Raw genomic sequence first — 14,462 nt, 5'->3', positions numbered from 1 at the left:
CCGCCAATAGGTCGGGGGTGGGTTCTACTTTTCTGCAAAGGGCACGACCAGGGGTCGGCTCCCATCGAAGCTGAGGAATGACACGATGAAGGCACGGGTGCATGTAATGCTGAAGAACGGGGTTCTGGATCCGCAGGGCGAGGCAGTGCGTCACGCACTGGGCGCCATGGGGTTCGACAAGGTTGAAGGCGTGCGTCAGGGCAAGGTCATCGACCTGGATCTGGCCGCAGGCGCCACCGAGGCGGATGTGACCGAGATGTGCGAAAAGCTGCTCGCCAATACTGTGATTGAATCCTACAGCATCGAGATGAAGTGATGAAAGCAGCCGTTGTCGTATTTCCCGGATCCAACTGCGACCGCGATCTGGCAGTTGCCTTTGAACAGGCCGGTTTTGATGTCTCGATGGTCTGGCATAAGGACAGTGTCCTGCCTGAAGGTATTGATATCGTGGGGGTTCCTGGTGGATTCTCTTATGGGGATTACCTGCGTTGTGGCGCCATCGCGGCCCAGTCGCCAATTTGTCAGGCGGTCGTCGAACATGCAAACCGTGGCGGCTATGCCATGGGCGTGTGCAACGGCTTCCAGATCCTCACTGAGACCGGCGTTTTGCCGGGGGCACTGCTGCGCAATGCCGGGCTTAAATACATTTGCCGCACGGTGGATCTGCAGGTCGCCACTGCGGATAGTGTCTTTACCCAAGGCTATGCCAAGGGCGATGTGATTGGCATTCCGATTGCGCATCACGATGGCAACTATTTTGCCGATGCCGATACTCTTGCGGCGCTGAAGGATCAGGACCGTATCGCCTTTACCTATGGCGACAACCCCAATGGGTCGGTTGACGACATCGCCGGCATTCTGTCGGAAAACCGGCGTGTGCTTGGTATGATGCCACATCCTGAACGCGCGGCGGACGACGGCCATGGCGGCACGGATGGAACGGCAGTGTTCCGCGCATTGGCCGGGATCCTCGCCCCTGCGTGACTTGAGCTCCTGCGGTGGCGGGAATAGGGTTTCCCTATGAATGCCCCGCAGACGCCAAAACGGATTATCCGCAAAGAAACCGGCTCGCGCACCATCCCCTGGGGCGCACGGCTGGCCTTGGTGCTGTTCATGGCTGTGGCTGCCGTCACCATCTGGGTGACTAACCAGCAATTGACCCACCGCTTTACCGAAAGTACCCGAAACCGGGGGGAACTGCGCCTGGCGCTATATTCTGGCAACCTGGTGAGCGAGCTGCGCCGCCATGCCATTGTCCCGCAGCTTTTGGCGCGGGATCAGACCCTGATCGCGGCATTGCAAAGTCGCGATTTTTCCCTGTCAACGCAGCGCTTGATGTCGTTCATTGATGAAATCGGCGCCAACTCCATCATGCTGCTGGCGAATGACGGGCGTACCGTGGCGGCGACCAATCGCAATCGATTGGGCCAAAACCATCGCAATGCCGCCTATTTTGTTGATGCGGCCCGCGCCAGATCAACGGTCTTTTCGGTGATCAAGCGCGAGGTGGGCGGCTATCGCTTCACCTATTCGCGTCGCGTCGTCGATACCTCGGGGTTGCTGGGCGTCATTGTCATCGAGGTGGACCTGCGCAAGTTTGAGCGCGCCTGGGCCGGGGTGTCGGATGCGGTCATGGTGACCGACAGCCAGGGCAATATCGTCCTGTCGACCGAGGCGCGTTGGCGCGGTCTGACCGAGAGCGAAGCAGTGGTCCTGCAAACCCCTGAAAGCGCAATCCAGCGTGCCATTCGGGCCACCGCAGACTGGAGCACCTTGCCACCGGATGCCTATTTGCAGGGCGAGGCGGTTATGCGGCTGGAGACGCGGGTGCCATTTCAGGGCTGGCGCTTGACCTCCTTCACCACCTTTGCCTCGATCCGTGAAAAGGTGAATGCGGTTCTGGCGCTTGAAATCATGGGATTCGCCATCCTGCTGGCGCTGGCCTTCTATGCGCTGAGCCGTAAAACCGCGATTAGGATGGCGCTGTTTCAGCGTGAGTCGGCGGAGCTTCGCGTATTGAATGCGCGTTTGCAGCGGGAAATCGCCGAACGTGAGCGAATGCAAAAGACCCTCGCGGTGGCTGAACAAAGCCTGGCGCAGAGCTCAAAACTTGCCGCCTTGGGCGAGATGTCCGCCGCTGTTAGTCATGAGTTGAACCAGCCGCTGGCGGCAATGAAAACCTATCTGGCGGGGGCGCGGCTCTTGCTGACCCGCAACCGCCCCGAAGAGGCGCTGGCTTCCTTTGGTCGCATTGATGACCTGATCGAACGCATGGGCGCCATTACCCGCCAGCTGAAATCCTATGCGCGCAAGGGCGGCGATGCCTTCAGCCCTGTAAACGTTGGCGATGCGCTGGCTTCAAGTCTGTCGATGATGGAGCCCCAACTGCGTCAGCGCCATGTTAAAATCACCCGGATCCTGCCGGATGATCCGGTTTTTGTCATGGCAGATCGGATGCGATTGGAACAGGTTATGGTCAACCTCTTGCGCAACGCCCTGGATGCCACCAAATCAGTAGAGGAACCGGAGGTTGAGATCCTCTTGGCGGCGGGCGAAACCGCCACCTTGACGGTGCGCGACAACGGGATGGGAATTGAAGATTTTGGCAGTCTGTTTGATCCGTTTTATACTACCAAGCAGGCTGGCGATGGGGTGGGCCTGGGGCTTGCCATCTCCTCTGGGATCGTGAACGACCTGGGTGGACGGCTTGCAGCCCGGAATGGGCAAAAAGGCGGTGCCGTGTTTGAAATGCAATTGCCGATCCTGGTGGACGGCATCGAAGCCGCTGAATAGTGGTTTGAAACGAGAGAAGGGGTGTCTGATGGCACAGGCCATGAAAATCGCGATTGTTGATGATGAGCAGGATATGCGTCAGTCGATCAGCCAGTGGTTGGCGCTTTCGGGGTATGACACAGAAACCTTTGCCAGTGCCGAAGACGCGCTGAAGGAACTGGGTGCAGATTATCCCGGTATCGTCATTTCCGACATCAAGATGCCAGGCATGGATGGCATGCAGTTCCTGAAAAAGCTGATGGGCAGCGACAGCGGCCTGCCAGTGATCATGATTACCGGCCACGGCGATGTGCCCATGGCGGTAGAGGCAATGCGAGTCGGCGCGTTTGATTTTCTGGAGAAACCGTTCAACCCGGATCGCATGTCGGAACTGGCCAAGCGCGCCACCGGGGCGCGGCGTCTGACCCTGGACAACCGCGCCTTGCGCCGGGAATTATCGGATGGCGGCCAAATTATGAAAAAACTCATCGGCATGAGCCCGGTGATGGAGCGCCTGCGCGAAGATCTGCTGGATCTGGGGCAGGCGGATGGTCATGTGCTGATTGACGGCGAAACCGGCACCGGCAAAACCCTGGTGGCCCATGCGCTGCATGCGGTTGGCAGCCGCGCGGGCAAGAAATTTGTCCTGATTTCCTGCGCCGCCCTTGAGGAAGAAGCTCTGTCCAAACGGCTGTTTGGTCCGATGCAGCCCGAAGACAGCCTGCTGCCCGCCTTGGAAGAGGCACGGGGCGGCACCCTGGTGCTGGAAGGGATCGAAGCGCTGAGTGAGACATTGCAGGCCAAGCTGCTGAGCGCGATCAATGAGCAGGGCACGCCCGGAGAGACGCGGATCATTGCGATTTCCAACCTGCAGGAGGCGGGGAAGACCTGCGAAGACGCGCTGCGCTCGGATCTGTTTTACCGTCTGGCCGCTCTGCGCATCACGGTGCCGCCGCTGCGCCAGCGCGGCGAAGACATCCTGACGCTGTTTACCCGGCTCTGCGATCAATTCGCCGATGAATACGGCTGCGATGCACCGCAGGTATCGGCCCAGGAGGCCGCCCAGCTGTTGCAGGCCCCCTGGCCGGGCAATGTGCGTCAACTGATCAATGTAGCGGAACGTGCGGTGCTGCAGGCGCGGCGGGGCTCTGGCACCATTGCGTCTTTGTTGATGTCTGATCACGAAGAGATGCAGCCGGTGATGACCACCGAGGGCAAGCCGCTGAAGGAATATGTCGAAGCCTTTGAACGCATGTTGATTGACAATACCATGCGGCGCCACAAGGGCTCCATCGCCAGCGTGATGGAGGAACTCTGCCTGCCGCGCCGGACCCTGAACGAGAAGATGGCCAAATACGCGCTGCAGCGCTCTGACTACTTGGGGTGATACGAACTGGCAGATCTTGCCTGCAGGTGCGACTCGCTTGTGGGTAAGATCTCTTTTTTGCTTAGCCCCAGAGATTTGTCCTGGGGGTAAAGCAGGGGATATCTGACAATTCAGCGCAGCGAAGCGGGCAGGATATCGCTGTCCGGCTGGCGTTCCTTCATTGAAATTTCATCAATTTGCCTTTTAAGCCTGTTGTTTACCATGCCGACGCGCCTTGTTGACGAATGCCCATTGTCATTTCCCAAGCGCTGGTCTTATGGTGATAAGATGGAATAGCGCCCTCAAAGGGGGCTCCATGTGATTGAGATTCGCTGTCTCTCCTTTTGTCCGGCATGATCAGACATCGGCACGCGTCGACCATGACATGAGCCGAGAAAGGCAAGACAGACCGATTGGCTCCGACGTAGTGCGGAGCAGCTAAGCGCCTCTTTGACCAATCGAAGAGGGATAACAAGGCAGGCAACGGGATACCCGACCTGTCGGAGAAGTAACGCGATGACGCGCGCGCGAGCGAAGAGCATGCAGGCAAGAGGACCGGACGCAAGTTCTTGGGCCGCCACCTGCTGTGTGCCGTCCCAAATCGCCCTGACAAGACACCCCCCAATACAGACATGGCCCCCCGGATCGGGAGGGCTTGCCTCTGCGCAGGGCCGGTGCATCAAGGAAACATGGCAAAGAAGATGCTTATCGATGCCACCCACGCGGAAGAAACCCGCGTCGTGGTGGTCGACGGAAACAAGGTCGAGGAGTTCGACTTTGAATCTGAAAACAAACGCCAGCTAGCTGGCAATATTTACCTGGCCAAGGTCACGCGGGTTGAACCCTCGCTGCAGGCGGCTTTTGTGGAATATGGCGGCAATCGCCACGGGTTTCTGGCCTTTTCGGAAATTCACCCCGATTACTATCAGATCCCGATTGCTGATCGCGAAGCCCTGATGGAAGAGGAGCGCGCCTATGCAGAAGCCCTGCGTGCGCGTGACGAGGAAGACGAAGCGAAGCCGTCGAGATCGCGCTCGCGTGGTCGCAAGTCCGGGCGCTCCAAGGCGGCCAAGGTCACGTCCGGCGACGCGGTAGAGACCAAAGAGGTTGCGCCCGCCGACAGCGAAGCCAATGCCGAAACGCCAGCACAAACACCTGTGGCCGACACTTCGGCGGCGGAAATCGCTGGTATGGAAACCATTGATCTGGTGGACGACAGCGACCGCGAAGCGACCAAGCTGGCCGAGGTTCCCGAGGGGTCTTCGCCGATGGAACGCGTGGCGGAAGCCCCAGTTGCTGAACCCGAGGTCGAGGCTGCCGAAAACGGCGCGGAAGCTGCGGATACCGCTGACAAGGAACAGCTTGCTGATACAACCTCTGACGAGGGCACTGACGGCGGCGATGACGCCGATGAGATTGACAGCCGTGCCGATGCCGCCACCAAGGATGAAAGCATTGAATCGGTCGCGGATGAGGATGACAGCGAAGACATTCGCCCAGCTCGCAAGCCACGGCCCCGGCGCTACAAGATTCAGGAAGTCATCAAGGTCCGTCAGGTTCTTCTGGTGCAGGTTGTCAAGGAAGAGCGTGGCAACAAGGGCGCTGCGCTGACCACCTATCTGTCGCTGGCCGGTCGCTACTGCGTCTTGATGCCCAATACTGCCCGTGGCGGCGGCATCAGCCGCAAGATCACCAATGCTGTTGACCGTAAGAAGCTGAAAGAAATCGCAACCGAAATGGACGTGCCCAGTGGCGCGGGCCTGATCGTGCGTACCGCCGGGGCGAAGCGCACCAAGGCAGAGATCAAGCGCGATTACGAATATCTGCAACGGCTTTGGGAACAGATCCGCGAGCTGACGCTGAAAAGCGTCGCACCCGCCAAGATCTATGAAGAAGGCGACCTGATCAAACGCTCGATCCGCGACCTTTATAACCGCGAGATCGACGAGGTTCTGGTGGAAGGCGAACGCGGCTACCGCATCGCCAAGGACTTCATGAAGATGATCATGCCGTCCCATGCCAAGAACGTGAAAAACTACCAGGAAACCCTGCCGCTCTTTGCGCGCTTCCAGGTCGAAAGCTATCTGGCAGGGATGTTCAACCCGACCGTTCAGCTGAAATCTGGCGGTTATATCGTGATTGGTGTCACCGAGGCTCTGGTTGCGATCGACGTGAACTCGGGTCGGGCGACAAAGCAGTCCTCTATCGAGGAAACCGCGCTCAACACCAATCTGGAGGCCGCCGAAGAGGTAGCCCGTCAGCTGCGTCTGCGTGACCTCGCCGGTCTGATCGTCATTGATTTCATCGATATGGACGAGCGCAAGAATAACACTGCGGTTGAAAACCGGATGAAGGACAAGTTGAAGACAGATCGCGCCCGCATTCAGGTGGGCCGGATTTCTGGCTTTGGCTTGATGGAAATGTCGCGTCAGCGTTTGCGTCCCGGCATGATCGAGGCCACGACCCAGCCCTGTTCACATTGCCACGGCACAGGCTTGATCCGGTCTGACGACAGCATGGCGCTGTCGATCCTGCGCCAGATCGAGGAAGAGGGCACCCGCCGACGTTCGCGTGAGGTTCTGGTGCGCTGTCCTATCGATATCGCAAACTACCTGATGAACCAGAAGCGCGAGCATATCGCCCAGATCGAAGCGCGGTATGGTCTGTCGGTGCGCATCGAAGGCGATGCCTCTTTGGTCAGCCCGGATTTCACGCTCGAGAAATTCAAGACTGCCACCCGCGTGGTGTCGGTATCGGCGGCGCCGGTTGTTTCTGCGGATACATCGCTCATGGCTGAGGTCGACGCGGACGAGGTCGACGAGGACGAGCTGCCGGAAGAAAGCGCCAGCGCGGCAGCTGAGACCCGCGAAGCCCCCGAGGCTGCGGCAGAGGCCAATGGCGATGATAAGCCCAAACGCAAGCGCCGTCGTCGGCGTCGGCGCAAGTCCGGAAACGGCGGGGAAGAGGGCGGCGAAAACACGTCTGACTATGGTGCCTCTGCTGATGGCGCGGATAAATCCGAAAGCGAGACGACATCCGACAGTGCGGACAAGTCTGACAGCGTTGAAGAGGAGGACGCCGAGGGCAAGAAGCCCAAGCGCCGCACCCGCACCCGTGGTGGCCGCAGCCGCAGCAAGAAGAGCGAAGAGACCGCCGCTGTGCCTGCCGAAGCTGAAGCCAGCCATGAGGAAACCGCTGTGGCACAAGACGCCGCGACGGTAGAGGTCACAGAGGCGCAGACCGCAGAACCTGTGAACGAATCCAGGCCCGCGGAGGCAGAGACCGCTGTTGCGCAGGACGCCCCTGCCGAGGTGGTCGCAGCCACATCTGAACCTGCGCAGGCCGCCCCCCCAGCGGAGGTTGCGGTTGCTGAAACGGTTGTTGCTGATGCTGCGCCAGTGGCCCCGGCTGAAGTTTCAGCGAAGCCAGAGTCTGCAGAGGTATCGCCTGCGGAGCCTGAACCCGCAGCAGCAAAGCCTGAACCGGTAGCAGCAGAGCCTGAACCGGTAGCGGCGGAGCCTGAGCCGGTAGCGGCAGAGCCTGAGCCGGTAGCGGCAGAGCCTGAACCGGTAGCAGCAAAGCCTGAGCCGGTAGCGGCAGAGCCTGAACCGGTAGCGGCAGAGCCTGAACCGGTAGCAGCAGAGCCTGAGCCGACAAGTCCGCCCAAGCCCAAGCGGCGCGGCTGGTGGTCCATCGGATAATGCAGAGAGGCGGGCCGCAGTGCCCGCCTTTTTCTTGTTTGATCATTAGGCGGTAGGGGGCTGTCTTCATCTCTTTTCCGTATCCCCTATTCCTGCAGGAGAGTGCCCGCAGGTGTCGCCACCCCGGCGATGGCGGCCACCTCACAAACCTGAGGTTTCAACCCTATGCAAAAACAGACGTCTTTGCCCGCCTCGGTGGAGTTGCCAGAAATCCTGGACTGCGAAAGGCTGGTCTGGGAGGCCTTGATCCGCGGTGATCCGGCCGCAGATACGGCGGCACTTCACCCTGATTTCCTGGGCGTCTACCCAAGCGGCTTTGCCAATCGTCAGGATCATGTGGCGCAGCTTGATGCGGGGCCATCGGTGGCCAGCTATCAGTTGAGCGACGCCCGGCTTCTGAATCTTGGCCCCGGCTGCCAGTGCCTGTCTTACCGCGCGCGGTTCACCCGTCCGGATTGCGAACACGCGGAGGATATGTATGTCTCTTCCATCTGGCAGTGGCAGGGCGAAGGCTGGATCAACATCTTTAGCCAAGACACGCCTCTGGCCAGCGGCTGAGCCTCTCTTTTGCGCGAACAGAAATCACATTGATGTGCAGGCAGGCACAGCGAGCTTGCCCTTGCGGATCAGACCTTACGGATCAAATAGATCTGGTGTCCGTCACCGGCGCTCTGACCCAGAAATTCATGCCCGGATTCCGCGCAGAAATGCGGCATATCAATCAGCGCGGCAGGATCGTCTGCGAGCACCTCAAGAATATCGCCTTTCGCCAGCGATTTAAGCCGTTTGCGTGCCTTAAGCACGGGCAGGGGGCACAGCAGCCCAAGGGCATCGAGGGTGGCGTCGCTTTTGATCATAGGCATCAGATAATCTGCCAATCACGGCCTGTCCACAGGGATGTGACCATTGTGCCCCGTGACCTTTGCCCGTGGCTGGTCTAAGGGTGCGCAAGGTCAGTTTCCGGGGAATGACATGTTTGGAATAGAGATCATCGACGCAGGCCTGTTGCCTGCCATGTTTGTTGCGCTGCTAGGGGGGCTTATCAGCTTTCTGTCGCCCTGTGTGCTGCCGATCGTACCGCCCTATCTGGCTTATATGAGCGGCGTTTCCATTGGCGAAATGCAGGGCACTGCCGCTGCGCGCCGCAAGGTGGTCCTATCGGCCCTGTTCTTTGTCATGGGGCTGTCGACCGTATTCTTGCTGCTGGGCTTCACCGCCTCGTTGTTTGGCGCCTTTGTGCTGCAGAATCAGGAACTCTTTGCCAAGGCCTCTGGCGTGGTGGTGATTATCTTTGGCCTGCATTTTCTGTCGGTGTTTCGCATTACTATCCTGGACCGCGAAGCAAGGGTGGAGACCGGCCAGGCCGGCGGGTCGGTGCTGGGCGCCTATGTCCTTGGGCTGGCCTTTGCCTTTGGCTGGACCCCTTGTATCGGGCCGCAACTGGGCGCGATCTTGTCTCTCGCCGCCTCTGAGGCCTCGGTCAGCCGGGGCACCGTGTTGCTTGGGGTCTATGCCATTGGTCTTGGGGTGCCGTTCCTCTTGGCGGCGATTTTCCTCAACCGGTCCATGGTGCTTATGACCAAGATGAAACGCCATATGGGGCTGATTGAAAAGCTGATGGGGGCGCTGCTGCTGCTGGTGGGCTTCATGCTGGTGACGGGGCTGTTTTCGACCTTTTCCTGGTGGCTGCTGGAGGCCTTTCCTTTCCTGGCGACACTGGGCTAACAGCCTGAATTGGGGGCGCCCCTGCAAAAGGGGGGCGTTTCCGCGGCGCGCGCCTTACTCTGGCCGAAAATCCGGTCTAGGCTTGCACCGCAAGGGTAAGAGGCCGGGACATGGAGCGCAGCGCAGCATTTTCAACATCGCAAGAGATGCAGGCCGATGGCGCCGCAGCGCAGGCGGCACCGGTCCGAATGCGCCGGGTGTTTTACATTCCGGGCTATGATCCCATTCACCCGCGTCGTTACCGCGAATTGTACCGCAAGGAAGCGGCCGCTCAGGCAAAGATCAGTGGCTATGACATCGCGATTGCGCGGCAACAGCCCAAGACCCCAGACCAAGACGCAGCGCAACATGGCACCGCCGTGCAGGGCCGCCCCTATGGCTGGCAGGTTTCGGCCTGCATTGATGGGCAGCACACAAAGACAGATTTCAGCGTGCTGGTCTGGTCCGATATTGTGCGCGAGAGCATGGAGACCTCTATCGCGGCGACCTATGTGCAACTGCTGCGTACCGCCTGGATTTATATCACCTCGGGGACGCTGCGCCGCCTGATGTGGCTGCGCAAAGGGCCGGTGATTGCAGCGCTTTACCCTGTAGGGATGTTGCTGCTGCAGGCGCTGCTGGCATTGATCCTGTTTGGCGCGGTGTCGGCGGTCTGCAGGGCCCTGATGACGCAGATTGTGCCGCAGCTGTGGTGGCTGGTGCCGCTGCCAGGCTGGGGGCTTGGCCTTTGGGCTTCGGTGGCGCTGCTCAGATGGTTCAAGGTCCAGGATGGCAGGTTCTTCGCCTATTATCTGATGCATGATTACGCCTATTCGGCTGCTGCGCATGGGGCCAACCCGCCAGCGCTGGAGGCGCGTATCGCCGTCTTTAAGCAGGAAATACAAAGGGCACTGGCCGAGGGCACGATGGATGAGCTGCTGGTGGTGGGCCATTCATCCGGGGCCCATGTGGGGATTTCGGTGCTGGCCGATGTCCTGCGCGAAGGCCTGCCTGCGGATGCGCCTGAAATCGGGTTTCTGACCCTTGGGCAGGTGGTGCCTATGGTATCCTTTCTACCGTGTGCAGAACGGTTGCGCGCGGATCTGCGCTACCTTTCGCAGCGGGCGGAAATCGCTTGGATTGATGTCTCGGCACCGGGGGATGGTTGCGCCTTCGCTCTCTGTGATCCGGTTGCGGTAAGCGGTGTCGCCCCGCCGGAAAAACGCTGGCCGCTGGTGATTTCTGCGGCTTTTACCCAGACGCTCAGCCCTGCACGGTGGGCGGCGCTGCGGTGGCGGTTTTTTCGGCTGCATTTCCAGTATCTTTGCGCCTTTGATCAGCCAGGCGACTATGATTATTTCTGCGTCACGGCGGGGGCGCAGACCCTGCGGGCACGCTATGCAGGGCGGCGCGCTTCGATGTCGCGCATTGATGTGGCGGCCTCCAAATTCACCTCGGTGAAGTTAGAATGACAGATACTAAGGCGCAGTCGTCGCACCGGTCGGCCCCGCAGCGCATCGTAAGGCCAGAGCCGCCAAAACCTCCGGCGCGCCCCAGCAAGGTTTCTTTCTGGCGGTATCTGCGGCTGTTTCGCGAAGACATCCTGTCGGCGCAGCCGGCTAAGCTTTATCGGGCCTGGATGGCGGAATTTCGCGCCCCGAGTTTTCGCTCTTTCCTGATCAATCAGCCCGATCTGATCAAACGGGTGCTGAAGGACGAGGCTGATAACTTTCCCAAATCGGATCGCATCGCCGAAGGGCTGAAGCCGCTGCTGGGGGATTCGGTGTTCCTGACCAATGGCGATACCTGGAAGCGGCAGCGCCGCATCATTGATCCGGCCTTTGAAGGTGGTCGCCTGAAAGAGACCTATCCGGCGATGCGCGCGGCGGCAGAGGCTGCGGTAGAGCGGCTGCATCAGCAGCTAGGGCAGGGCGATGAGGTCGAAGTCGAAGAAGTCACCAGCCATGTGGCCGCGGATGTTATCTTTCGCACCCTGTTTTCCATTCCGATTGAAAATACCGTGGCAAGTGAGGTCTTTGACCGATTTCGCGCCTATCAGCGCAGCCAGCCGCTGCTGAACCTTGCGGCCTTTGTGCCGCTGCCAAAATGGATGCCGCGCTTCTTTCGCCCCGACACCCGTGCCAGTGCCGATAAGATCCGTGCCCTGATCACTGAACTGACGCAGCAGCGCATGGCGGCAATTGCGCGGGGGGATGCGCCGCAGGATCTTGCGACCAAGATCATGACCACCAGCGACCCCAAAACCGCAGAACGCTTTGACACCGCTGAAATGGTCGATCAGGTTGCGATCTTTTTCCTTGCAGGGCACGAGACCAGCGCCTCGGCCCTGGCCTGGACGCTCTACCTGATGGCGCTCTATCCTGATTGGCAAGAGAAATTGGCGCAAGAGGCCGCCGTTCTGGAGGATCCGGGCTTTGCCGCCGTATCGAAACTGCGCCTGTCGCGGGACGTGTTCCGCGAGGCGCTGCGGCTGTATCCGCCAGTGCCGATGATGGTGCGCGAGGCCAGCTGCCCGGTCACTTTTCGCAATCGCAGCGTCCCAAAGGGCGCGCAGATTGTCCTAAGCCCCTGGCATCTGCATCGTCATACCCGACTTTGGGACAACCCGGATGGTTTTGATCCGACCCGGTGGCACAGTGAAAATGGCAAGAAATGCCAGCGTGAGGCCTATATTCCGTTTTCAAGCGGCGCGCGGGTCTGTCCGGGGGCGGGCTTTGCCATGGTCGAAGGCCCGCTGATCCTGTCGATGATCCTGCGTGATTTCAAGCTTAGCTGCAGTGCCGAAAAGGCGCCAGTGCCGGTGGCACATCTTACGGTGCGCTCCAGAAATGGGATCTGGCTGCAGATCACCCCGCGCCACGGCGCTGATCAGTCTTGATCTGATAGCTGCGCCTGCAGATCACCTAGCACAAACAGGCGAATGGCCGAGGCCAAGCCGCAATCGGCACCGCGCTTTTCGTCGATCTCGGCAGCCAGTTCGTTGATCGGGCGCTTGGTTCTGTCGGCAATCTGGCGAAAGGCCAGCCAAAACGGATCTTCCAGCGAGACAGAGGTGCGATGACCGCGCAGGGTCAACGAATGCTTGCGCGGGCGGCTGTTCATTCTTCGCCCTTGTGGCCGTCAAGATCGCGGCTGGCCTTTTGGCTGCGGGCTTTTTCAAGCTCTTTTTCTGATTTACTGCGGCCAAATTTGACAGCATTCCGGTCAGCGCGGGCCTTGTCCTTGGCCCGCGCCTGTGTCTTTCGAAACCGGTTCAGATTGACCGGCTTACCCATCAGTCCTTGGGACCGATCATCTGCTCGGGGCGCACAACCGCATCAAACGTCGCCTCATCCACAAAGCCAAGTGCGATGGCCTCTTCTTTTAGGGTGGTGCCATTCTTATGCGCTGTCTTGGCGACCTTGGTGGCATTGTCATAGCCGATGGTTGGCGCCAGGGCGGTCACCAGCATCAGGCTTTCCTTCATCAGCTTTTCAATGCGTGGCTCATTGGCCTGAATGCCGTTGAGCATCCGTTCGGTAAAGCTGTCGGTGGCATCACCCAAGAGCTGGATCGACTGCAACAGGTTGTAGGACATCATCGGGTTATAGACGTTCAGCTCAAAATGGCCCTGGCTGCCGGCAAATTTGATCGCGGCGTCATTGCCCATGACATGGGCAGCCACCTGCGTCAGCGCCTCGGCCTGGGTTGGGTTCACCTTGCCGGGCATGATCGAAGAGCCAGGCTCATTCTCGGGCAGGATCAGCTCTCCCAGGCCAGAGCGGGGGCCGGAGCCGAGGAAGCGGATGTCGCTGGCGATCTTGTAGCAGCTGCCCGCGATGGTCGCGAGGGCACCCGACAGGAACACCATGGCATCATGGGCTGCCAGGGCCTCAAACTTGTTGGGGGCGGTGACAAAGGGCAGATCGGTGATTTCGGCCATATTGGCCGCAACGGTCTCGCTCCAGCCTTTCTGGGTGTTCAACCCGGTACCAACGGCGGTGCCGCCCTGTGCCAGTTCATAGATGCCGGGCATGGCCAGCTCTACGCGGGCAATACCCTGACGGATCTGGTGGGCATAGCCGCCGAATTCCTGGCCCAGTGTCAGCGGTGTGGCATCCTGGGTATGGGTGCGGCCGATCTTGATGATGTCCTTGAACTCTTCGGATTTGGCTTCCAGACCCTTGGCGAGTTTCTCCAGACCGGGCAGCAGCACGTCCCGCACCGACATGGCGGTGGCAATATGCATGGCCGTGGGGAAGGTGTCGTTTGAGGATTGCCCCATGTTGCAGTGGTCATTGGGGTGGACGGGGTCCTTGGATCCGATGACGCCGCCCAGCATTTCGATGGCGCGGTTGGCGATCACCTCGTTGGAGTTCATGTTGGACTGGGTGCCAGAGCCGGTTTGCCAGACCACCAGCGGGAAGTTATCGTCAAACTTGCCTTCGATGACTTCGCCGGCGGCAGCAATGACCGCATCGGCGATGCGTGGCTCCATCTTGCCAGAGGCCTTGTTGGCCATGGCACAGGCCTGCTTGATCACCCCCAGCGCCCGCACGATGGCGGTGGGCTGCTTTTCCCAGCCGATGGGGAAATTCATGATAGAGCGTTGGGTCTGAGCACCCCAATATTTGTCTGTAGGGACTTCTAGTGGGCCAAAGCTGTCGGTTTCGGTACGGGTATCGGACATCTTGTCTCTCTCTCAGTCTATATGCAGTCTAAACTTGGTCTGGTATGCGGTTGCATGCCATTTATCCTCTGCATCGGCGCGACGCAATTGGCCAGTTGCGCGCATCATAGCCAATCATCGGCAGGGGAACAGAAAAAATGCGCCCAGTTTTGCCGGTGCGGCGTCTTGTCTGTTTGCGGTCATTGCCAGATCGCCGCAGATCTATACACTGGTGGCACATAGCTGCGTA

General features: G+C 59.7%; 13 protein-coding genes. 9 read left to right on the top strand and 4 right to left on the bottom strand.

The genetic code is table 11. The features are described 5' to 3' along the window. Nucleotides 1–85 precede the first annotated feature (85 nt). The 6 genes from purS (at nucleotide 86) to P2081_RS08425 (ending at nucleotide 8,397) form a co-directional block, all read left to right on the top strand. Nucleotides 86–316 (top strand): phosphoribosylformylglycinamidine synthase subunit PurS, encoded by a 231-nt coding sequence (gene purS / locus P2081_RS08450; RefSeq protein WP_278922439.1) that lies wholly within the window; start codon nucleotides 86–88, stop codon nucleotides 314–316. After that, on the top strand, nucleotides 316–984 hold the full coding sequence (gene purQ, locus P2081_RS08445; RefSeq protein ID WP_232400939.1) for a phosphoribosylformylglycinamidine synthase subunit PurQ: 669 nt from the start codon (nucleotides 316–318) through the stop codon (nucleotides 982–984). Before purS ends, purQ begins: the two co-directional genes overlap by 1 nt. Before the next feature lie 36 nt (nucleotides 985–1,020). After that, a complete protein-coding gene (locus tag P2081_RS08440; RefSeq protein WP_278922438.1) occupies nucleotides 1,021–2,793 on the top strand; it encodes a sensor histidine kinase in 1,773 nt (590 codons plus the stop codon). Nucleotides 2,794–2,821: 28 nt separating this feature from the next. Continuing rightward, complete coding sequence (locus tag P2081_RS08435) at nucleotides 2,822–4,159, top strand: sigma-54-dependent transcriptional regulator (protein WP_278922437.1); 1,338 nt, start codon at nucleotides 2,822–2,824, stop codon at nucleotides 4,157–4,159. 668 nt (nucleotides 4,160–4,827) lie between these two features. After that, nucleotides 4,828–7,839: an Rne/Rng family ribonuclease gene (locus P2081_RS08430; protein WP_278922436.1), complete on the top strand. Its 3,012-nt coding sequence runs from the start codon at nucleotides 4,828–4,830 to the stop codon at nucleotides 7,837–7,839. A gap of 165 nt (nucleotides 7,840–8,004) precedes the next feature. Further along, complete coding sequence (locus tag P2081_RS08425) at nucleotides 8,005–8,397, top strand: nuclear transport factor 2 family protein (RefSeq protein WP_278922435.1); 393 nt, start codon at nucleotides 8,005–8,007, stop codon at nucleotides 8,395–8,397. 68 nt (nucleotides 8,398–8,465) lie between these two features. On the opposite strand, the gene P2081_RS08420 is transcribed toward P2081_RS08425, so the two are convergent. Then, the gene (locus tag P2081_RS08420; RefSeq protein ID WP_278922670.1) at nucleotides 8,466–8,696 is read right to left on the bottom strand and encodes a sulfurtransferase TusA family protein; all 231 of its coding nucleotides are present in this window, start codon (nucleotides 8,694–8,696) and stop codon (nucleotides 8,466–8,468) included. A 115-nt stretch (nucleotides 8,697–8,811) separates the two neighbouring features. Between P2081_RS08420 and P2081_RS08415 the strand changes: the two genes are divergently transcribed. From P2081_RS08415 to P2081_RS08405, 3 genes are all read left to right on the top strand, one after another. Beyond that, a complete protein-coding gene (locus P2081_RS08415; protein ID WP_278922434.1) occupies nucleotides 8,812–9,564 on the top strand; it encodes a cytochrome c biogenesis CcdA family protein in 753 nt (250 codons plus the stop codon). 146 nt (nucleotides 9,565–9,710) lie between these two features. Further along, nucleotides 9,711–11,015 carry a hypothetical protein gene (locus P2081_RS08410; RefSeq protein WP_278922669.1) on the top strand — a complete coding sequence of 435 codons (1,305 nt, stop codon included), beginning with the start codon at nucleotides 9,711–9,713 and terminating at the stop codon, nucleotides 11,013–11,015. Next, nucleotides 11,012–12,442, top strand: coding sequence for a cytochrome P450 (locus tag P2081_RS08405; RefSeq protein WP_278922433.1), 1,431 nt, complete (start codon nucleotides 11,012–11,014; stop codon nucleotides 12,440–12,442). Before P2081_RS08410 ends, P2081_RS08405 begins: the two co-directional genes overlap by 4 nt. On the opposite strand, the gene P2081_RS08400 is transcribed toward P2081_RS08405, so the two are convergent. The 3 genes from P2081_RS08400 to fumC are packed head-to-tail and all read right to left on the bottom strand — an operon-like array spanning nucleotide 12,433 to nucleotide 14,233. After that, nucleotides 12,433–12,666, bottom strand: coding sequence for a ribbon-helix-helix domain-containing protein (locus P2081_RS08400; protein ID WP_278922432.1), 234 nt, complete (start codon nucleotides 12,664–12,666; stop codon nucleotides 12,433–12,435). The genes P2081_RS08405 and P2081_RS08400 overlap by 10 nt on opposite strands. After that, the gene (locus P2081_RS08395) at nucleotides 12,663–12,839 is read right to left on the bottom strand and encodes a DUF4169 family protein (RefSeq protein ID WP_278922431.1); all 177 of its coding nucleotides are present in this window, start codon (nucleotides 12,837–12,839) and stop codon (nucleotides 12,663–12,665) included. The genes P2081_RS08400 and P2081_RS08395 overlap by 4 nt, the downstream gene beginning before the upstream one ends. Then, nucleotides 12,839–14,233, bottom strand: a complete 1,395-nt coding sequence (gene fumC, locus P2081_RS08390) for a class II fumarate hydratase (protein WP_278922430.1) — start codon at nucleotides 14,231–14,233, stop codon at nucleotides 12,839–12,841. Before fumC ends, P2081_RS08395 begins: the two co-directional genes overlap by 1 nt. Nucleotides 14,234–14,462: the final 229 nt, after the last annotated feature.

This window comes from Pseudophaeobacter profundi (genome assembly GCF_029697505.1).
In the GTDB taxonomy this organism is placed as follows: Bacteria; Pseudomonadota; Alphaproteobacteria; order Rhodobacterales; family Rhodobacteraceae; genus Pseudophaeobacter; species Pseudophaeobacter profundi.
The sequence above is the reverse complement of the archived record's forward strand: the minus strand, read 5'-3'. Positions and strand labels throughout refer to the sequence as shown.